The organism is Piezobacter thermophilus, from assembly GCF_055386745.1.
The window spans coordinates 504,115-524,553 of sequence record NZ_AP042380.1 but is presented as its reverse complement, the minus strand read 5'-3'; the positions used below and the strand labels follow the sequence as shown (position 1 = coordinate 524,553).

Annotated in this window: 18 protein-coding genes; 14 read left to right on the top strand and 4 right to left on the bottom strand. The window is 66.2% G+C overall.

Annotated elements, in window-relative coordinates:
* The first annotated feature begins 138 nt into the window (after window positions 1–138).
* From ACZ5CM_RS02425 to ACZ5CM_RS02415, 3 genes are all read left to right on the top strand, one after another.
* Complete coding sequence (locus tag ACZ5CM_RS02425; RefSeq protein WP_464640943.1) at window positions 139–1,344, top strand: calcium-binding protein; 1,206 nt, start codon at window positions 139–141, stop codon at window positions 1,342–1,344.
* Between the two features lie 146 nt (window positions 1,345–1,490).
* The gene (locus ACZ5CM_RS02420; protein ID WP_464640941.1) at window positions 1,491–2,078 is read left to right on the top strand and encodes a DUF1285 domain-containing protein; all 588 of its coding nucleotides are present in this window, start codon (window positions 1,491–1,493) and stop codon (window positions 2,076–2,078) included.
* Window positions 2,079–2,106: 28 nt separating this feature from the next.
* The gene (locus ACZ5CM_RS02415; RefSeq protein WP_464640940.1) at window positions 2,107–2,907 is read left to right on the top strand and encodes a hydroxypyruvate isomerase family protein; all 801 of its coding nucleotides are present in this window, start codon (window positions 2,107–2,109) and stop codon (window positions 2,905–2,907) included.
* Window positions 2,908–3,026: 119 nt separating this feature from the next.
* Here ACZ5CM_RS02415 and polA read toward each other — a convergent pair whose 3' ends face one another.
* Both polA and ACZ5CM_RS02405 read right to left on the bottom strand, forming a co-directional pair.
* Complete coding sequence (gene polA / locus ACZ5CM_RS02410; RefSeq protein WP_464640938.1) at window positions 3,027–5,879, bottom strand: DNA polymerase I; 2,853 nt, start codon at window positions 5,877–5,879, stop codon at window positions 3,027–3,029.
* Between the two features lie 94 nt (window positions 5,880–5,973).
* Window positions 5,974–6,156: a zinc-finger domain-containing protein gene (locus tag ACZ5CM_RS02405; protein WP_464642459.1), complete on the bottom strand. Its 183-nt coding sequence runs from the start codon at window positions 6,154–6,156 to the stop codon at window positions 5,974–5,976.
* A 239-nt stretch (window positions 6,157–6,395) separates the two neighbouring features.
* Here ACZ5CM_RS02405 and ACZ5CM_RS02400 point away from each other — a divergent pair, with 239 nt between their 5' ends.
* Together ACZ5CM_RS02400 and ACZ5CM_RS02395 are read left to right on the top strand one after the other, a co-directional pair.
* A complete protein-coding gene (locus ACZ5CM_RS02400) occupies window positions 6,396–7,715 on the top strand; it encodes a beta-eliminating lyase-related protein (RefSeq protein WP_464640936.1) in 1,320 nt (439 codons plus the stop codon).
* Window positions 7,716–7,797: 82 nt separating this feature from the next.
* A complete protein-coding gene (locus ACZ5CM_RS02395) occupies window positions 7,798–8,052 on the top strand; it encodes a GlsB/YeaQ/YmgE family stress response membrane protein (protein ID WP_464640934.1) in 255 nt (84 codons plus the stop codon).
* Between the two features lie 43 nt (window positions 8,053–8,095).
* Here the strand turns inward: ACZ5CM_RS02395 and ACZ5CM_RS02390 are convergent, their stop codons facing one another.
* Window positions 8,096–8,935: a universal stress protein gene (locus ACZ5CM_RS02390; protein WP_464640932.1), complete on the bottom strand. Its 840-nt coding sequence runs from the start codon at window positions 8,933–8,935 to the stop codon at window positions 8,096–8,098.
* Window positions 8,936–9,132: 197 nt separating this feature from the next.
* On the opposite strand from ACZ5CM_RS02390, the gene ccoN reads away from it, so the two are divergent.
* The 9 genes from ccoN to ACZ5CM_RS02345 all read left to right on the top strand — a co-directional run bounded on the left by ccoN (window position 9,133) and on the right by ACZ5CM_RS02345 (window position 18,958).
* Complete coding sequence (gene ccoN, locus ACZ5CM_RS02385) at window positions 9,133–10,734, top strand: cytochrome-c oxidase, cbb3-type subunit I (RefSeq protein WP_464640930.1); 1,602 nt, start codon at window positions 9,133–9,135, stop codon at window positions 10,732–10,734.
* 14 nt (window positions 10,735–10,748) lie between these two features.
* Complete coding sequence (ccoO, locus tag ACZ5CM_RS02380; protein ID WP_464640928.1) at window positions 10,749–11,477, top strand: cytochrome-c oxidase, cbb3-type subunit II; 729 nt, start codon at window positions 10,749–10,751, stop codon at window positions 11,475–11,477.
* 11 nt (window positions 11,478–11,488) lie between these two features.
* The gene (locus ACZ5CM_RS02375) at window positions 11,489–11,677 is read left to right on the top strand and encodes a cbb3-type cytochrome oxidase subunit 3 (RefSeq protein ID WP_464640927.1); all 189 of its coding nucleotides are present in this window, start codon (window positions 11,489–11,491) and stop codon (window positions 11,675–11,677) included.
* Window positions 11,674–12,543 carry a cytochrome-c oxidase, cbb3-type subunit III gene (ccoP, locus tag ACZ5CM_RS02370; RefSeq protein WP_464640925.1) on the top strand — a complete coding sequence of 290 codons (870 nt, stop codon included), beginning with the start codon at window positions 11,674–11,676 and terminating at the stop codon, window positions 12,541–12,543. The genes ACZ5CM_RS02375 and ccoP overlap by 4 nt, the downstream gene beginning before the upstream one ends.
* Before the next feature lie 544 nt (window positions 12,544–13,087).
* Entirely contained in the window at window positions 13,088–14,518 is a 1,431-nt protein-coding gene (gene ccoG / locus ACZ5CM_RS02365; RefSeq protein ID WP_464640923.1) for a cytochrome c oxidase accessory protein CcoG, read from the top strand.
* Between the two features lie 3 nt (window positions 14,519–14,521).
* Entirely contained in the window at window positions 14,522–14,980 is a 459-nt protein-coding gene (locus ACZ5CM_RS02360) for a FixH family protein (RefSeq protein ID WP_464640922.1), read from the top strand.
* 4 nt (window positions 14,981–14,984) lie between these two features.
* Window positions 14,985–17,168, top strand: a complete 2,184-nt coding sequence (locus tag ACZ5CM_RS02355; protein WP_464640920.1) for a cation-translocating P-type ATPase — start codon at window positions 14,985–14,987, stop codon at window positions 17,166–17,168.
* Between the two features lie 4 nt (window positions 17,169–17,172).
* On the top strand, window positions 17,173–17,331 hold the full coding sequence (gene ccoS, locus ACZ5CM_RS02350) for a cbb3-type cytochrome oxidase assembly protein CcoS (RefSeq protein WP_464640918.1): 159 nt from the start codon (window positions 17,173–17,175) through the stop codon (window positions 17,329–17,331).
* A gap of 46 nt (window positions 17,332–17,377) precedes the next feature.
* Window positions 17,378–18,958: a bifunctional aminoglycoside phosphotransferase/ATP-binding protein gene (locus tag ACZ5CM_RS02345; protein WP_464640916.1), complete on the top strand. Its 1,581-nt coding sequence runs from the start codon at window positions 17,378–17,380 to the stop codon at window positions 18,956–18,958.
* Here the strand turns inward: ACZ5CM_RS02345 and ACZ5CM_RS02340 are convergent.
* Entirely contained in the window at window positions 18,939–20,408 is a 1,470-nt protein-coding gene (locus tag ACZ5CM_RS02340; RefSeq protein WP_464640915.1) for a D-alanyl-D-alanine carboxypeptidase family protein, read from the bottom strand. The two genes, ACZ5CM_RS02345 and ACZ5CM_RS02340, sit on opposite strands and share 20 nt — an antisense overlap.
* Between the last annotated feature and the right edge of the window lie 31 nt (window positions 20,409–20,439).

Here is a 20,439-nt window from a genome sequence, read left to right as displayed (position 1 = left end):
CATTCCCAGCGCCGCAGAGCCCGTCGGCCATGAGCAACTGGCAGAACACCGGCCCCGGCACGAAGCGGGACTTAAAATAAATGGCGATTTCCTTTATCATGCCGGCACCCGGAGCGTAACATTTCGGGAGGTTAGCCAATGGCTGCCCTCATAGTGCTTTACGGGCCTGACAATTTTCCCATATCAACCGCCTTCTTCGACCCGCTCACCGGTCAGGCCGATTTCACCGTCGTCTCGAAGAGCGCGACCGAAGTGGTGGTCAAACAGCCGACGACCGGTGCCGTGACCACCATCACCGGCACAGGCTTTACCTTCGATGCGTCCGACAACCTGACCGGCGGCGTCATCACCAGTTTCACCTTTGAGCAGGGCGGCAGCACGGTGGGCACATTTTCGGGGCTGAGCTGGGGCGCAGTTTCCTTTCAGCTGGCCCTTGCCGACATACCGGCCGATTACACCAGGTTCGATGCGCTGTTCGCCGCTCAGCCGATCACTCTCGACGCCAGCCTGTCCAGCGTCGGCACCGATTTCGACATGACCGATATTGACACCAGTCTTACCCTGATCGGCAGCGATCACGATGACTGGGGCCGTGGCGGGGCCCGCAACGATCTTCTGAAAACGGGGCTGGGCAATGATACGATGCGCGGAGCGGGCGGCGACGACACCATCAAGGGCGGAGCCGGGCGTGACGTGCTGGCCGGCAATGCCGGCAATGACCGCATCGACGGCGGAGCCGACCGTGACCGCATCGACGGCGGCGGCGGCAATGACATCCTCAATGGCGGCGGCGGGCGCGACCTCATCGACGGGGGCAGCGGAGACGACCGCATCGACGGCGGGCGGGGCCATGATCGCCTCGATGGTGGCAAGGGGGCCGACTTCATCCGGGGCTCGGGGGGCAATGACGTGATCGGCGGCGGCAGCGGATCGGACATCCTCAAGGGGGGCAAGGGCGCCGATACCCTTTCGGGCGGGGCCGGGGCGGACACGCTGATCGGAAACGGCGGCAATGACAGCCTGTTCGGCGGCGTCGGCAACGACATGATGAACGGCGGCGCCGGCCGTGATTCGATCCGCGGTGGTGCGGGCGGCGACACGCTCTTCGGGGGCGGTGGTGCCGATGTCTTCCTGTTCGACGCGGCGATGGCCAATGACGTGATCCACGACTTCCAGGACGGGACCGACATTATCGACGTATCCGCGCTGGGACTTGCGGCCGCCGATATCACCATCGCTTCCGCCGGAACCGATGCGCTGGTGACGCTCGGCACTCTTGGAACCATTACCCTCACCGGGATCGCTCCGAGCGCACTCACCCTCGCAGACGACTTCATCCTCTGAAGGGCAGGATGCCACGGGCTACGGGGTGTTCTCCGATCATCGGAGACGCCCCGTTCCCATTTCGACCTGCCGGAACCGGAGCACCGCATGACATTCCGGTCATGCCGGCTATATTGCGTCTTCAGTCAACCGGGCGGGACAGGAAGATGACCGACAGCCACGACAGCCAGCATCCCCCTTCGGCCGACAGCCTTGTCGGCGCCGTGAAGGCAGCCCGCCGCAAGGGGCCGCCACCCGTGCATCTGTGGAATCCGCCCTTCTGCGGCGACCTCGACATGCGGATTGCCCGCGACGGGACGTGGTACTATCTCGGCACGCCCGTCGGAAGGCCCGAACTGGTGCGGCTGTTCTCCTCCATCCTCAGGAAGGAGGGCGAGCGGTATTTCCTCGTCACCCCGGTCGAGAAGGTGGGCATCACCGTCGATGACGCCCCCTTCGTCGCGGTCGATTTCGAGACCCGCGGCCAAGGGCGCGAGCGGGTTCTCGAATTCGTCACCAATGTCGGGGACAGGGCCGTTGCCGGCCCCGATCACCCGATCCGGGTCGAGCGTGATCCGCAAACCGGCGAACCGGCACCCTATGTGCTGATCCGCGCCGATCTGGAGGCGCTGATCGACCGCAAGAGCTTCTACCGGCTGGTCGATCTCGGCGAACATCACGAGGGCTGGTTCGGCCTGTGGTCCTCAGGGCGGTTCTTCCCGATCATCCCCTCCGAAGAACTCGAAGCGGGCTGACCCTCCCCTCTCCCGCTCGGATACGCCCATGACCGGACTTGCCGCCAACATCTCGCTGCTCTTTGCCGAGCTGCCCTTCTTCGACCGCTTCGCCGCAGCGGCGCGGGCCGGGTTTGCAGGGGTGGAGATCCTCTTTCCCTATGAATACCGCGCCGCCGACATCCGCCGGGCGCTGGAGGGGGCGGGGCTGAAGCTGGCCCTCGTTAACGCGCCGCTGCGGGACGATGCCCCCGGCGGCCCGGCCGGCCTTGCCGCCCTGCCCGGAGACGAGAGGCGTTTTCGCCGGGACATGGAGCAGGTGCTGGAACATGCCGATGCCACCGGGGCGGGGCTGATCCATGTCATGGCCGGCAATGCCCGCGGCGAGGCGGCCGAGGAGACCTTCATCCGCAACCTGCAATGGCTGGCCGATGCCCGCCCGGAGCGGCGCTTCACTATCGAACCGCTGAACGCGGCCGACCGGCCCGGATATTTCCTGAACGACTACCGCCTGGCGGCGCGTATCCTCGACCGGATCGGCCGCGCAAATGTCGGGCTGCAATTCGACAGCTACCACGCCCGGCGCATCCATGGCGACGCCCTTGCCGTGTGGGAAGAATTCGGGCTGCGGGCCCTCCATGTGCAGCTGGGACAGACCCCGGACCGCCGCGAACCCGGCCCCCCGAACGGCAAGGACACCATCGACTTCGACGCGCTGCTGGCGGCCATCGAGGCCAGCGGTTACGCCGGCTGGATCAGCGCCGAATACACCCCCTCCACCGCCCGCACCGAGGACAGCCTGGGCTGGATGAGCCGCCGCCCTGCCTCAAGGCGTTTCGAAACGCCTTGAGACAAGCGATTTCGAAATCGCTTGTCCCCGGGGCCGGATGCCATTCCGGCTTCGTCCAGATCACGCGGTTTCGAAACCGCGTGATCAAGCCGCTTCGAAGCGGCTTGATCCGGCCGGGATCAGTGCGCTTCGGCCCAGTTGGTGCCGGTCCCGGCATCGACGGTCAGCTTCACGTCCAGCTTCACCGCCGGCTCGGGGGCGTTTTCCATGACCGCGCGGGCTCGGGCGATGACCTCGTCCACCGCCTCTTCGGCCACTTCGAAGAGCAGCTCGTCATGGACCTGCAGCAGCATCTTCACCGGCAGCCCCTCAAGGGCCTCGGGCATGCGGATCATCGCCCGGCGGATCACGTCGGCCGCGGTTCCCTGGATGGGCGCATTGATCGCCGCCCGCTTCGCAAAGCCCGCGCGGGGGCCGCGGGCGCCGATCTCGGGGGTGTGGATCCGGCGCCCGAACAGGGTTCGGACATGGCCGTGCTCCTTCGCGAAGGCCACCGTTTTGTCCATATATGTCCGAATGCCGGGGAAGCGATCGAAATAGCGGTCGATGAAGGCCTGTGCCTCGGCGCGCGGGATACGCAGGTTGCGCGCCAGCCCCCAAGCGGAAATGCCGTAGATCACCCCGAAATTGATCGCCTTGGCGCGGCGGCGGATTTCGGGGGTCATCTTCTCCATCGGCACGTCGAACATCTCAGAGGCGGTCATGGCGTGAATGTCCTGCCCCTCGGCAAAGGCCTGCTTCATCGCCGGCAGGTCGGCGATGTGGGCGAGGATGCGCAATTCGATCTGGCTGTAGTCGAGACTGACCAGCAGATTGCCCTCTTCGGCAACAAAGGCCTCGCGGATGCGGCGCCCCTCTTCGCTGCGCACGGGGATGTTCTGCAGGTTCGGGTCGGTCGAGGCCAGCCGCCCGGTATTGGTGCCGGCAATCACATATGAGGTATGCACGCGCCCGGTCTCGGGATTGATGTGATCCTGCAGCGCATCGGTATAGGTGGATTTGAGCTTGCTCAGCTGGCGCCAGTCCAGCACCCGCGCCGGCAGCTCGTGCCCCTCGGCGGCGAGATCCTCCAGCACCTCGGCGCCGGTGGCGAAGGCGCCGGTCTTGCCGCGCTTGCCGCCCGAAAGGCCCATCTTGCCGAACAGGATCTCGCCCAGCTGCTTGGGCGAGCCGACATTGAACCGCTCTCCGGCAAGCGCGTGGATCTCCTCTTCCAGCGCCGCCATCTTCTGCGAAAAGGCCGCCGACATGCGCGAAAGCGTGTCGCGATCCACCTTGATGCCGTGCATCTCCATCCGCGCCAGCACCGGCACAAGCGGCCGCTCCAGCGTTTCATAGACGGTGGTGACACGCGCCCGGTGCAGTTGCGGCTTGAACAACCGCCACAGACGCAAGGTTATGTCGGCATCCTCCGCGGCATAGGCGGTGGCCTCGTCGATCGGCACCCGGTCGAAAGTGATCGCCGAGCGCCCCGAGCCGAGAAGCGGCTTGATCGGCATCGGCGTGTGCCCAAGATAGCGTTCGCTGAGCGTATCCATCCCATGCCCGTGCAGCCCCGCATGCATGGCATAGGACAGCAGCATGGTGTCGTCGATGGGAGCCACCTCGATCCCGTGGCGGGCGAAGATCTTGGCATCGTATTTCATGTTCTGCCCGATCTTCAGGATCGCCGGATCCTCGAGAACGGGCCTGAGCATCTCCAGCGCCTCGGCCATGGACATCTGCCCCCCGGCCGGCCTGTCCGAGCCGAACAGGTCGTCGCCTTTCCCGTCCTTGTGGGCCAGCGGGATGTAGCAGGCGGCGCCGGGTTCGACGCAAAGCGATATGCCGACCAGTTCGGCCCGCATCTCGTCCAGGCTGGTGGTTTCGGTATCCACCGCCACCCAGCCGCGGTCGCGGATCAGCTCGATCCAGCCCTGCAGCGTGCCGGCATCGCGAACGGTGGTGTAGGAGGCGGCCTCGAAGGGCGGGGCATCGGGAAGCGGGTCGCTGCCGCCATCGGTCCGGGCGGGTCGCCTTTCGGGGATGACCGGCGGCTCGACCCCCAGTTTCTCGGCGATCCGGCGCGACAGGGTGCGCAGCTCCATCTCGGCGAGAAAGGCCATGAGGCGCTCGGGATCCGGTTCACGCAGCGCCAGATCGTCCAGCGTGAAATCCAGCGGCGTGTTGCAGTCAAGCTGCACCAGCTTCTTCGACAGCAGGATCTGGTCGCGCTTTTCGATCAGGGTCTGGCGGCGTTTGGGCTGCCGGATTTCCGCGGCATGATCGAGCAGCGTTTCCAGATCGCCCCATTCGTTGATCAGCAGCGCCGCCGTCTTGACCCCGATCCCCGGTGCGCCGGGCACATTGTCGATGCTGTCTCCGGCCAGCGCCTGGACATCGACGACCTTTTCCGGGGGCACGCCGAAGCGTTCGATCACGCCCTCGCGGTCGATGCGGCGGTTCTTCATGGCGTCCAGCATCTCGACCCCGCCGCCGACCAGTTGCATCAGGTCCTTGTCGCTGGAGACGATGGTGACGCGCCCGCCGGCCTTGCGGGCGTGACACGAAAGCGTGGCGATGATGTCGTCGGCCTCGTAGCCCTCGATTTCGTGGCAGGGGATGTTGAAGGCCTCGACGGCGCGGCGGGTCAGCGGGATCTGGACGCGCAGATCCTCGGGCATCTCCTCGCGGTTGGCCTTGTAGTCGGGGTAGAGATCGTTGCGGAAGGTGTGACCGCTGGCGTCGAAGATCACCGCCAGGTGGGTGGGCGCATCGGGGCCGTGGTCGCCGTCCACATAGCGCTGCAGCATGTTGCAAAAGCCCGCCACCGCGCCGATGGGCAGCCCGTCGGATTGCCGCGTCAGCGGCGGCAGCGCGTGGTAGGCCCGGAAGATGAAGGCCGATCCGTCGATCAGGTGCAGGTGACAGCCCTTGCCGAAATGCTGCGACATGCCGGTCCTTTCGCCGTTGTTCCCCGGCGTTTGTGCCATGGCGGGCGCGGAACCGCCAGTGTCAACGGCGCGGGCCTGCCTGTCGCCATCTGCCGTGGCGGGACGGGACGGCCATGCGGGGGCTGGAGCGGTTTCAGGCGGCCTTGTCTTCGTGGCCCTTCAGCACATAGCGCGCGTCGCAATAGGGGCATTCGACCCAGCCCCTGTCATCCGGTATCTGGAGCCACACGCGCGGGTGGCCCAGCGCGCCCTCGCCACCGTCGCAGGCGACGCGGGCGGTTTCCACGATCCGGGTTTCGGGGACTTCGGTGGTCATGGCCTGGCTGTCCTTCTGCTGATCCGGCTGTTCCTCCGGGCAGCGCCCGGAGCGGTTGCGCATGTTATGGGACAAGGGCGGGCCGGGGGCAAGGGGCCGGCCGGGCCGGGGCCATGCCCCCTCGCCCAACGGCCCGGCCCGATCTCCGAAAGCGGCCCGGCCTGGCGCCGTCAGGCCCTGCTTTACTTCCGCCTTCGCAAGGCCCTAGCCTGATACGGAAAAGCCGTCAGGAGAACCACATGCCCCGACTCGCCCGCCGCTCCTGGGTTCCCGATCACTGCGAAACCCGCATCCAGAACCTGGCTGCCCGCACCGCCGAACAGGACACCTCCGCCACCCGCGCCCGCATTGCCGGGCTGATCGACCGCAACCACGCGATCCATGACGAGGAATGCTTCAACCTCAACCCCGCCACCAACGTGATGAACCCGCGCGCCGAGGCGGCGCTGGCCGCCGGACTGGGCACGCGCCCGTCGCTGGGCTGGCCGGGCGACAAGTACGAAACCGGACTGGAGGCAATCGAGGAAATCGAGGTGATCGCCGCGGAGCTGGCCGCCGAGGTGTTCGGCGCCACCTTTGCCGAGATCCGCGTGGGCTCGGGCGCGCTGGCCAATCTCTACGGCTTCATGGCCCTGACCCGCCCGGGCGACGCCATCATCGCGCCGCCGGCCACGGTGGGCGGGCATGTGACCCACCACCGCGATGGATGCGCAGGGCTTTACGGGCTGACGACCCACCCGGCGCCGGTGGATGCGGACGGGTATTCGGTCGATCTGGCCGGGCTGCGCGACCTCGCCCGCCGGGTGCGGCCCCGGCTCATCACCGTGGGCGGCAGCCTGAATCTGTTTCCCCACCCGGTGGCCGAGATCCGCGCCATCGCCGACGAGGTGGGGGCGAAGGTTCTGTTCGACGCCGCCCACCAGTGCGGGATGATCGCCGGGCGCGTCTGGCCCAACCCGCTGGATCAAGGCGCGCATCTGATGACCATGAGCACCTACAAGAGCCTCGGCGGCCCCGCCGGCGGGCTGATCGTCACCAATGACGCGGAGATTGCCGAACGGCTCGATGCCATCGCCTTTCCAGGCATGACCGCCAATTTCGACGCCGGTCGGGTGGCGGCGCTGGCCGTTTCGCTGCTCGACTGGGTGGATCACGGTACCGCCTACGCCAGGGCGATGGTGGATCTGGCCCGGGCGCTGGCGGACGAGATGGCCCGCCGAGGCCTGCCGCTGTTCGAAGGGCGCGAGGGGCCGACCGCGTCGCACCAGTTCGCGCTGCGGGCGGCCGGGTTCGGCGGAGGACAGCGCGCCGCCAAGGCCCTGCGCCAGGCCGGGTTCCTGGCCTGCGGCATCGGCCTGCCCGTGGCACCCGTGGAAGGAGACCTGAACGGGTTGCGGATCGGAACGCCGGAACTGGCCCGCCGCGGCGTCACCCCCGACCATGCCCCGCAGCTGGCGGCGCTGGTGGCCGAGGCCCTGCGCGCCGACAACCCCGCGACCATCGCTCCCCGCACGCGCAGGTTCCGGAGCGAGTTCCACCGCCTCCACTTCGTGACATGACGCGGGCCCGCCGGCGCATTTTTCTTGATTTGCCGGCCCGACAGGTCAAGCTGGCGGCGACGGAACGAAAGAGGGTTGACCGATGCAGTTCGAAAGCCTGCTGACAATGCTGATCGTCGGCGTCATCGCCGGGTGGCTGGCCGGGCGGATCATGAAGGGCCGGGGCTTCGGCCTGATCGGCAACATGGCCGTTGGGATCGTGGGAGCTGTTCTGGCAGGGGTGATCTTCCCCGCCCTCGGCCTTCCGGTCGGGGGCGGCACCTTCAGCGCGATAATCTATTCGACGCTGGGCGCGGTCATCCTGCTGGTTCTCGTGGGGCTGCTCAGGCGCGCCTGAACGCCAATCCGGAATACCTCGGCAGTACCCGGCGCGGATCCCGTCAATGCGCCATGAACATCGGCACCTGGGCCTGCTCGAGCATGTTGCGCGTGGCCCCGCCAAGGATCGCCTCGCGAAAGCGCGAATGGCCATAGGCCCCCATCACGATCATGTCGGCAGCGGTGTCGCGGGCATGGCGGTTCAGCACGTCCGACACCCGCGACATGGTCTTGCTGAGCACGTCGATCTCGCACCGCACCCCATGCCGCGACAGCATCTGCGACAGCAGCCCGCCGGGGTCCGAGCGCTCGGGGCCGTGCTTGGGCGGGTCGATGATGACGATCCGCACCAGTTCGGCGGTCTGCAGGAAGGGCAGCGCCCGGCGGATGGCGGTCAGCGCCTCGACGCTTTCGTTCCAGCCGACCAGCACCGTTTCCGGCCGCGGCTTGGGGTCGCCCTCGTCGGGCACCACCAGCACCGGGGCGTGCCCCTCGAACAGGGCGGCCTCGATGATCGGTTCGACCTCGGCGCCACGGCCCTCGCCATAGGGGCGCGGCATGATGACCAGATCGGAAAACCGCGCCCGGTGCGCCACGTGCCGGCCCAGATCGGCAATCTGCGCAACGCCGTCCTCGGTGGACCAGCGGATGCCGCTGCTGCCGAGGATTCCGTTCGCATATTTCAGGATCTCTTCCGACTCGGCGGTTGCCCGCGCCAATGTTTCCTGCAGGATCACGGCATTGGCGCCGGCATAGTAATACCCGGTCTGGGTGCGGTCGACGCCGAGGCACAGGGCCTCGGCATGGCCGTCCTGATCCCTGGCAAGGGCGATCATGTGCGCCAGGGGAGCTTCCGCGATCTTGCGATCGGTAAGCACGGTGAGCAGCGTCTTGTATGCCATTTCAACCTCGTGACTTCGTCCTTCTCCCCGGGAAAGACGGAAAAGTGTGGCGTTTCGCCCGATGCCTGTCATAGATTCCGGACCCACGTCTTGATACAGATCAAAGCGGACGCGCAGCGCGTTTCGCATCAAGCCGCCAGTCTGAATCCGTTCGGTGCGACGCAAGAATCGCGCGGGACAAGACGAAGGGACGCAAAATGGGAAATTACATCAAGCTGATCGTGCTCGGCTTGATCACGATCTTTGCCTTGATCGCGGTCAACAATGCACGTGATCTGGCCTATCAGGTACACGCGATCCTCATCGCGCTCATCTCGATCGGCCTTTTCATCTACACCCTGCGCCGGACGGACGAACCGGCACAGCCGGCCCCGGCCAACGAATACATGGATGACGTCATCCGCGCGGGCGTCATCGCCACCGCCTTCTGGGGCGTCGTCGGCTTTCTCGCCGGCGTGTTCATCGCCTCGCAGCTGGCCTTTCCGTCGCTCAACTTCGAATGGGCCGACGGCTACATGAACTTCGGCCGGCTTCGCCCGCTGCACACCAGCGCGGTGATCTTTGCATTCGGCGGCAACGCCCTGATCGCAACCTCGTTCTTCGTGGTGCAGCGCACCTCGGCTGCGCGGCTGTGGGGCGGCAACCTGGCATGGTTCGTGTTCTGGGGCTATCAGCTTTTCATCGTCCTTGCGGCCACCGGCTATGTCCTGGGCAACTCGCAATCCAAGGAATACGCCGAACCGGAATGGTACATCGACCTGTGGCTGACCATCGTCTGGGTGGCCTACCTGGCGGTGTTCCTTGGTACGATCATCAAGCGCAAGGAGCCGCATATCTATGTGGCCAACTGGTTCTACCTGTCCTTCATCGTCACCATCGCGATGCTGCACGTCATCAACAACCTCACCGTTCCGGTGTCGATCTGGGGCTCCAAGTCGGTGATCGTCTGGGCCGGCGTCCAGGACGCCATGACCCAGTGGTGGTATGGCCATAACGCGGTGGGCTTCTTCCTGACCGCAGGCTTCCTCGGCATGATGTACTACTTCGTGCCCAAGCAGGCCGAGCGCCCGGTCTACAGCTACAAGCTGTCGATCATCCACTTCTGGGCGCTGATCTTCCTGTACATCTGGGCCGGTCCGCACCACCTGCACTATACCGCCCTGCCCGACTGGGCCTCGACGCTTGGCATGGTGTTCTCGGTGATGCTGTGGATGCCCTCCTGGGGCGGCATGATCAACGGCCTGATGACGCTGTCGGGCGCCTGGGACAAGCTGCGCACCGACCCGGTCATCCGCATGATGGTGATCGCCGTGGGCTTTTACGGCATGTCCACCTTCGAAGGGCCGATGATGTCGATCCGCGCGGTGAACTCGCTGTCGCACTACACCGACTGGACCATCGGCCACGTGCATTCCGGCGCGCTGGGCTGGAACGGCATGATCACCTTCGGTGCCCTCTACTACCTGGTTCCGGTGCTGTGGAAGCGCGAACGCCTCTACTCGCTGAGCCTCGTGAGCTGGCACTTCTGGCTGGCCACCATTGGCATCGTGCTTTACGCCGCGTCGATGTGGGTAACCGGCATCATGGAAGGCCTGATGTGGCGTGAAGTGGATGCCAACGGCTTCCTGGTGAACACCTTCGCCGACACCGTGGCAGCGAAGTTCCCGATGTACGTGGTGCGTGCCACCGGCGGTCTGCTCTACCTCGCCGGCGCCATCATCATGTGCTACAACCTGTGGATGACCGTCAAAGCCGCCCCGGCCAAGGAAGGCCTGGCGACTCCGGTCCCGGCTGAATAAGGAGGGCCGGAGCAATGGCTATTCTCGAAAAGCACAAGATCCTCGAGACCAACGCGACCCTCCTGCTGATCTTCAGCTTCTTGGTCGTGACCATCGGCGGCATCGTGCAGCTGGTTCCGCTCTACTTCCTCGACAGCACGATCGAGAAGGTGGAGGGGATGCGCCCCTACACGCCGCTGGAACTTGAAGGGCGCGAGGTCTACATCCGCGAAGGCTGCTACGTGTGCCACAGCCAGATGATCCGCCCGATGCGGGACGAGGTCGAACGCTACGGTCCCTACTCGCTGGCGGCCGAGTCGATGTACGACCACCCGTTCCAGTGGGGATCGAAGCGCACCGGGCCGGATCTCGCGCGGGTGGGCGGGCGCTACTCGGATGAGTGGCACGTGGCCCACCTGACCAACCCGCAATCGGTGGTGCCGGAATCGGTGATGCCCAAATACGGCTATCTCCTGGATCGCAAGATCGACGGGAAATACATCGCCGACCTGATGCGCACCAACCGGGTCGTGGGCGTGCCCTATACCGACGAGCAGATCGAGGCCGCCGTCGCCGACTTCAAGGCGCAGGCCGATCCGGACAGCGATTATGACGGGCTACTGGAGCGCTACGGCGACAAGGTGCAGGTGCGCAACTTCGACGGGCGGCCGGGCATCTCGGAAATGGATGCGCTGGTGGCGTATCTGCAAATGCTGGGCACGCTGGTCGATTTCTCGACCTTCACGCCCCTGCCCAGCCGCTGAGGAGGCGAGACATGGAACATTACTATTCGCTTCTGAGGACCTTCGCGGACACCATCGGGCTTGTGTTCCTGTTCGCTGTTTTCGTCGGGGTGATCCTCTGGGCCTTCCGGCCGGGCAGCACCAGGACCTATCGCGATACCGCGAACATTCCCTTCCGGCATGAAGACAAACCCGCCCAATCCGAGGAGGCGCGGACATGAGCAAACCATCCAAGAAGTTCGAAGGCGATCCGGAAACCACCGGCCACGTCTGGGACGGGATCGAAGAGTTCAACAACCCCCTGCCGAAATGGTGGCTGTGGACGTTCTACGTGACGATCATCTGGGCGGTGATCTACACGATCCTCTACCCCGCCTGGCCGCTTCCCGGCGGGGCGACGCCGGGGATCCTGGGCTGGTCCACCCGCGCCGATGTGGCGGCCGAAATCGCTGCGGCCGAAGAGGCCAATGCGGCGATCAACGCCAAGCTGACCTCGACCGAACTGACCGAGATCTCGAAGGATCCGGAACTGAACAGCTACGCGGTCAATGCCGGGGGCGCGGTGTTCAAGACCTTCTGCGTCCAGTGCCACGGCTCGGGTGCGCAGGGGGCCAAGGGCTTCCCCAACCTGCTGGACAATGACTGGCTGTGGGGAGGCGACATCGAGTCGATCTACACCACGGTCACCGTCGGCATCCGGAGCCCGGACAATGACGAGACGCGCTTCTCGGAAATGCCGGCATTCGGTCGTGACGAGCTGCTGAGCAAGGAAGAGATCGACCAGGTGGCCAATTTCGTCATGTCGCTTTCGGGCGAGGCGAAGGACGCGACCAAGGTCGAGGCCGGCGCCGCGATCTTTGCCGAAAATTGCGCCTCGTGCCACGGCGACAGCGGCACCGGCAGCCGCGATTTCGGCGCGCCGAACCTGACCGACGCCATCTGGCTTTACGGTGGCGACTACGACACCATCGTGGAAACCGTCACCAACTCCCGCTATGGCGTCATGCCGGCCTGGTCGGGCAAGCTGACCGAGGCGCAGATCCGCGCGGTCGCCACCTATGTGCACCAGCTGGGCGGCGGCGAATAGACCGACCGCACGGCACGAAAACGACGGGCCGCCCATGTTGGCGGCCCGTTTTCTTTTCCTCCCGCGACCGGCGGAGGCAACCGGCATGGCCGCTCCCCCGGAAAACCTGCCGCAAGCCGCGAAAAATCGATCCCATTTGATTTCGGTCAAATCGCCGGGGGCCAGAACATGCGACCGATCGGGCAGTCGTGGTGTTCGCAAGATTCGGGCCATTGCGACACTCGCATACCCGCCGGTGACCGTATCGGCCACAGCGGGGCCTGGCGTCGGCTTTTCGATCTGTTCGCGCGTTTCCTGAAAAGCCGACGCCAACGCTTTCCCGACCGATTCACGAGGCGCCATCTCATCGGGCATCATTTCTTCGGGCCAACATGTCGCAGGCCCCCGAATGCGCAGCCTCTGGAACACCGCCGATCCCGGCTCCATATGTCAGAATGCCCCGACAAACATGATTGCACGATGCGCTTTTTGACCCATGTCAAGGTTTGCGCAAAGGGCATTTGTGACAAGGCGCCAGAAACAAGACCAACCCCGGAGCGATTCCGTGAGCGATTCCCCCACAGCCCAACCGCTTTACGCCGAACGGGAACCCATCTTTCCCAAACGCGTGAAGGGGCAGTTCCGCAATCTGAAATGGATCATCATGATCGTGACGCTGGGCATCTACTATCTGGTGCCCTGGATCCGCTGGGACCGAGGCCCCAGCCTGCCCGATCAGGCGGTACTTCTGGATCTGGCCAACCGCCGGTTCTACTTCTTCTGGATCGAGATCTGGCCACATGAGTTCTACTTCGTCGCCGGCCTGCTGATCATGGCGGGGCTGGGGCTGTTCCTGTTCACCTCGGCGCTGGGAAGGGTGTGGTGCGGCTATGCCTGCCCGCAAACCGTCTGGACCGACCTGTTCATGCTGGTCGAACGCTGGGTCGAGGGCGACCGGAACGCGCGTCTGCGCCTGCATCGCCAGAAAAAGCTGGACTTCCGCAAGGCGCGGCTGCGGGTGACGAAATGGACGCTGTGGCTGCTGATCGGGCTGGCCACGGGCGGGGCGTGGGTGTTCTATTTCGCCGATGCGCCGACGCTGCTGCGCGATCTGGTGACTGGCAATGCCCACCCGATCGCCTATACGACGGTGGGGCTGCTGACCTTTACCACCTTCTTCTTCGGCGGCTTCGCGCGCGAACAGATCTGCATCTATGCCTGCCCCTGGCCACGTATCCAGGCGGCGATGATGGACGAGGACACGCTGGTCGTCGCCTACCGCGAATGGCGCGGAGAGCCGCGCGGCAAACTGCGCAAGGGCAAGCTCGACCCCAACCAGGGCGACTGCATCGACTGCATGGCCTGCGTGAACGTCTGCCCCATGGGCATCGACATCCGCAACGGCCAGCAGCTGGAATGCATCACCTGCGCGCTGTGCATCGACGCCTGCGACGAGGTGATGGACAAGATCGGCAAGCCGCGCGGCCTGATCGACTACATGGCCTACAGCGACGAACAGCTCGAACGCGCAGGCAAGCCGCCCAAGCCGATCCTGAAGCACATCTTTCGTCCGCGGACCATCCTTTACACCTCGCTCTGGTCGCTGGTGGGGTTCGGGCTGGTCTTTGCCCTGTTCGTGCGCCCCGACATCGACATCTCGGTGGCGCCGGTGCGCAACCCGCAATATGTCACCATGGCCGACGGGTCGATCCGCAACACCTATGACGTGCGCCTGCGCAACAAGCATGGCGAGGCACGCCCCTTCCGGTTGACCGTCAAGGGCGACCCCAGCCTGAATCTCACGATCGAGGGATCGCCCTACGGCACGGTACAGGTTCCTGCTGACACCCTGTACCAGCAGCGGGTATACATAACCGCGCCCAGGGACTCCCTGCCGGCAAGATCGGAACGAACCGAGATCCGCCTGTGGGTCGAGGATCTGACCAACACCGAACGGGCCTACAAGGATACCACCTTCAACGGGAGGGGAAACTGAACCATGGCGGAACGCAAATTCACCGGCTTTCACGCGGCGCTGGTGTTCGGAGGCTTCTTCGGCACGATCTTCGTGGTCAACGGCGTTCTCGCCTGGAGCGCGATTTCCACCTTTCCGGGGCTCGAGGTGCGCAACGGCTATGTCGCCAGCCAGGAATTCAACACGCGGCTGGCCGCGCACAGGCGGCTTGGCTGGACGGTCGATGCCGACGAAGAGAATGGCGTGCTGAAACTTGCCTTCACCGACCGGCAGGGGCAACCGGTCAGGGTGGCCCGGCTTGACGCAACCGTAGGCCGTCCGACCCAGAACAGGGACGATTTCACCCCTGATTTCCAGTTCGACGGCTCGGCCTATGTGGCCAGCGTCGAACTGCCGCCGGGGCGCTGGGACGTGCGGCTGAAGGCGCTGGCGGATGACGGAACCGAATTCACCCAGAAGATCCAGATTCATGTGGTGAGATGATCCCATGACGGCCGAGCTTCGCCCGCCGACCGCAGCCGCCTGCCCCGGCTGCCTTGCCGCTCCGGCAGAGGCGGCGGACGCGGCTCTGCCCGATGCCCGGATCGCGCTTTCACTGCCGACGATTCACTGCCAGACCTGCATTGTCGATGTCGAAAGCGTGCTGAACGCCCATCCGGGCGTGCATGAGGCGCGCGTCAACCTGACCCTGAAGCGCGCGATGATCGAGGCCGATCCCGATATTCGTGCGGCCGACCTGATCCCCGCGCTGGAGAAGCTCGGCTATGAGGCGCATGAGCTGGACCCCGGGGTTCTGTCCTCGACGGCAAGCGACCGGGCCGGGCGCGAGCTCCTGATGCGCCTTGCGGTGGCCGGTTTCGCGATGATGAATGTCATGCTGCTGTCGGTTTCGGTCTGGTCCGGCGCCGAGGGCACCACCCGCGACCTGTTCCACTGGATTTCGGCGGCCATCGCCCTGCCGGCCATCGCCTTCAGCGCCCAGCCCTTCTTTCGCAACGCCTGGGGGGCGCTCTCGACCCGGCGGCTCAACATGGACGTGCCCATCTCGCTGGCGATCCTGCTGGCGCTGGTCACCTCGCTGTGGGAGACGTCGCTGTCGGGCGAACACGCCTATTTCGACGCGGCGCTGGCGCTGACCTTCTTCCTGCTGGCCGGGCGCTACCTGGATCATCGCACCCGCGCCATCGCCCGCTCGGCCGCCGAGGAACTGGCGGCGCTTGAGGTGCCCCGCGCGATCCGCATCCGCGATGACGGCGGAGAAGAAGAGGTCGCCGTCGCCGAACTGAAGGTCGGCGACCGCATCCGCATCCGCCCCGGCGCGCGCATGCCGGTGGATGGCGAGATTATCGAGGGCCGCTCCGAACTCGACCGTTCGCTGCTGACCGGCGAAACCCTGCCCGTCGTTGCCGAACCGGGCCAGCAGGTCAGCGCGGGAGAAGTGAACCTCACCGGCCCGCTGGTGATCCGGGCCACGGCCGTGGGCGAGGACACCTCGCTGCATCGCATGGCCGATCTGGTGGCCATCGCCGAATCGGGGCGCTCGCGCTACACCTCGCTGGCCGATCAGGCGGCCAAGCTCTACGCGCCGGGCGTGCACATCCTGTCGGCGCTGGCCTTCGCCGGCTGGTATCTGTGGACATGGGACATGCGCACGGCGCTCAACATCGCGGCGGCGGTGCTCATCATCACCTGCCCCTGCGCGCTGGGGCTGGCGGTGCCGGCGGTGACGACCGCAGCCTCGGGGCGGCTGTTCCGCAAGGGGCTGCTGATCAAGAACGCCACTGCGCTCGAACGTCTCGCCCAGATCGATACGGTGGTTTTCGACAAGACCGGAACGCTGACCACCGGAGAGCTGCGGCCGGTCAATCTTGAAGATCACGCCCGCACCGACGTGGAAATCGCACTGGCCCTGGCGCAGGCTTCTTCGCACCCGCTTTCGCGCGCGATTGCCGCCGCCGCGCGCGAGGCCGGAGTCCAGCCCGCCGCCGTCACCGAGGTGACCGAAGTGCCGGGCTTCGGGACCGAAGGGCAATACCGGGGGCAAAGGGTCCGGCTGGGCCGCGCGGACTGGGTCGGCGCGGCTCAGGGGACGCAGACGACCGCCTGGCTGGCCATCGGCGACCGCACGCCGATCCCCTTTGCCTTCACCGACAGGCTGCGCCCCGGCGCGGCCGAAGCCGTGCGCGCCCTGCGCGAGGCGGGCAAGGAGGTATTGCTGATCTCGGGTGACGTGGCACCGGCGGTAGAAAACCTGGCCCGGCAGGTGGGAATCGGCAAATGGGTGGCCGAGGCGCGGCCCGAGGACAAGGCCGCAAGGGTACAAAGCCTGACCGAAAAGGGTCACAAGGTCCTGATGGTCGGAGACGGCCTGAACGACACCGCGGCGCTGGCGGCGGCGCATGTGTCGATTTCGCCCGCAACGGCGCTGGATGCGGCGCGCGTTGCCTCGGACATCGTTCTGCTGGGCACGGATCTGTCGCCCATCGCCGATGCCTGCGCCACCGCCCGCAGCGCCACGAAACGCATCCGCGAGAATTTCCAGATCGCCACCATCTACAACGTGATCGCCGTCCCGCTGGCGGTGGCGGGCTTGGCCACGCCGCTGATTGCCGCATTGGCGATGTCGGCATCGTCGATTACGGTATCCCTGAACGCCCTGCGGGTAAGGTGACCCCATGGAAGTACTGATCATCCTCATCCCGGTTTCGCTGTTTCTGGGCGGTGTCGGCCTGCTGGCCTTTTTCTACACGGTCAGATCCAACCAGTATGACGACCCCGAAGGCGACAGCCGCCGGATCCTGTCCGGCCAGTGGGACGACCACCCCAAGCCGTGACCGCCGGCCCGGGCTGCAGTCGGCCTTCGGGCCATGAGAGGACCTGATGGCGCGCGATACCGACCAGAGCGAGGTTTTCGCCTTCCTCTCCGATCCGGCAACCCACGGGATCGACACCCCCGTGGAGGTGATCGAAACCCATCTGTCATGGGTCCTCCTCGCCGGTGAGAGGGCCTTGAAGATGAAGCGCGCCCGGCGCCTGCCCTATGCGGATTTCTCGACCCTCGCGCTTCGGCTTGAGAACTGCGAACGGGAATTTGCGCTGAACGCGCCGCATGCGCCCGGCCTCTACCTTGGCGTGCGGCGGATCACCCGCACCCCCGGCGGGGGGCTGGAATTCGACGGCCCCGGCGCGCTGGTCGAGGCGGTGGTCGAGATGGCCCGTTTCGAACCCGATGCCCTTCTCAGCTCCATCGCCGATCGTGGCGGGCTGAACGCCGACATGATCGAGGCCATCGCCCATGCCACCGCCCGCTGGCACGCCGGCGCCGCGGTCGTGCACGGCGAATCCGGTGCGGCCAACATCGCCGCGGTTCTGAAGATCAACCGCGCGGGCTTTGCCACCAGCTCGGTTTTCGAGCCTGCCGAGGTCGAGGCGCTGGACAGCGCCTTTCACGATGCGCTGACCCGCCACGCGAACATGCTGAACCAGCGCGAGGCGCAGGGCTTCGTCCGGCGCTGTCATGGCGATTTGCACCTGGGCAATATCTGCATGTTCCGGGGCCGGCCCACGCCCTTCGACTGCATCGAGTTCAACGACCGCATCGCCACCATCGATGTGCTTTACGACCTGGCCTTCCTGCTGATGGACCTGTGGCATCGCGGCCTGGCGCCGCTGGCCAATCTGGCCGCCAACCGCTATTGCGACGAGACCGGCGAGGACGAGGGGTTCGTGCTGCTCCCCTTCTTCATGGCCCTGCGGGCTGCGGTGCGGGCCCATGTCACCGCCACCCAGGCCGAGATGGCCGGGGCCGGCGCGCGGGTACACCTGGCGGCCACGGCGCGGCAGTATTTCGACCTGGCCCGGCAGCTGCTGCGCCCCGCCCCAGCGGTGGCCGAACCCGTTGCCGTCATAATCGGCGGGTTCAGCGGCACCGGCAAGACCACGATTGCCGAGGCACTCTCGGCACATCTGGGTCCGCCGCCCGGTGCGCGCATCATCGAAAGCGACCGCACCCGCAAGGCGCTGTTCGGCGTGCCGGCCGATACGCGCCTTCCTGCGACCGCCTACGCGCCGGAGGTGTCCGAACGGGTCTATCGCGCGCTGTCCAGACGCGCCGCCGCGGTCGTGAAGGCAGGCGGCAGCGTCGTGGTCGATGCGGTCTTCGACCGACCCGACCGGCGCCGCGGGATCGAGGCCGCCCTCCGCGACACCGGGCGCGCACGCCCCCTGGCCGTCTGGCTGGAAGCCGATGAAACGGCCCTGCGCGCGCGCGTCCGGCAACGCCGGGGCGGACCGTCGGACGCCACCGTCGAGGTGCTTGACCGCCAGCTTGCCCGCGACCCCGGCCCCATCGATTGGCACCGGCTGCGTTCGGACCGCCCGGTGGCCGCGATCGTGGACGAGATCCTTTCGCTGGTGAAGAAAAACCGGGGGGGCGGCTCCGTCAGGACGGACCGATCGTGAAGCAGGTGACGTTGCGCGCCTGCAGACGGCGGCAGGCCAGGTCGGCCTGTTCGCGGGTCATGCCGACGAAATTCGCGTCGAAGCCGCGCCGGCTCTGAACCACCTTGCGCAGGGCTCCGTCCAGCGTCGCCATCTCGGCCAGAGCGGTCCTCAGAAGAACCTTCTCGGCCTCGAACCGGGTCTTGTAGCGTCCGACATTGATGCCCCAGAAGAACCCGCCCGAGGTGGACAGGCGGGTGACGATCTCGCGCTCGGGGGCGTCGGGCTTGCTGCTGGTCAGAGCCAGTTTCACCTCGCCGGGGCGGGCCTGGGGGCGCAAGATGATTTCGCGGCCCGACCCGTCATCCATGGGAATGCGGGCGGCCACCACCGCCTCGGCCACGCCGGCGCGGATCTTGGCCTTGTCCTCGGCCACCGCCTTGGCCACCGCTTCGGCCACAACCACCGGGGCCTCGGGCCGGGCCCGGGGGCGAAGGCTCTCGCGCACGGCTCCTGCAACGACGATGGTCTTGGGGCCGGTCGGGTTCGGCGCGACGCCCGGCCCGCCCTTGTAGTCGGGCAGGGGCGGCTTGCGCAACGGCGCGCGCGCCGGAGCCCGGCGGAAACCGAGGTCGAGCAGTTCGGCGACCTTGGCATTGCGCGACGCGCTCGACTTGCCGCCGAACACGGTTGCGATGATCCGCTTTTCCCCCCGCTTTGCCGAGGCCACCAGGTTGAAGCCCGCCGCCCGCGTATAGCCGGTCTTGATCCCGTCCGCCCCGCGATAGGAGTCCAGAAACTTGCGGTTGGTGTTGCGGACCACCCGCACCCCGGCATTGGTCGAGCGGCGCGAAAACAGGTTGTAGTACTGAGGGTAGTCGTAAAGCAGGTGCCGCCCCAGCACGGTCATGTCGCGCGCCGTCGAAAGGTGCCCGCGCTCGGTCAGGCCGTTGGCGTTGCGAAAGGTGGTCCGGGTCATGCCCAGCGCCTTTGCCGTGCGGTTCATGCGCCGCGCGAAGGCTGCCTCGCTGCCCGAGATGGCCTCGCCGATGGCGGTCGCGGCATCATTGGCCGATTTCACCGCCGCGGCCCGGATCAGATAGCGAAGGGCGATCTTCTGGCCGGCCTTGAGGCCCAGCCTGGATGGAGGCTCGGACGCCGCGTTGCGTGAAATCCGTACCTGGGTATCGAGCGTGATTTCACCGTTACGGATCGCCTCAAAGGCGATGTAGAGCGTCATCATCTTGGTCAGAGAGGCCGGGTTCAGACGCGCATCGGCATTTCGCGAATACAGGACCTGACCGGTGCGCGCATCCATGACCATGGCCGCATATGGCGCGGCGAACACCACGACCGGCGTCAGCACCCATACCCACAAGGCAACCAGCAGGGAAATCCCCGCACGGGTTGCCGGCCCTGCCAATGGAACCTGCACGATCACGCCTCTGTCTGCCTCGTATCGCCGGTTCATCCGGCTGGTGTTGTCATGTCTTGACCCGAGG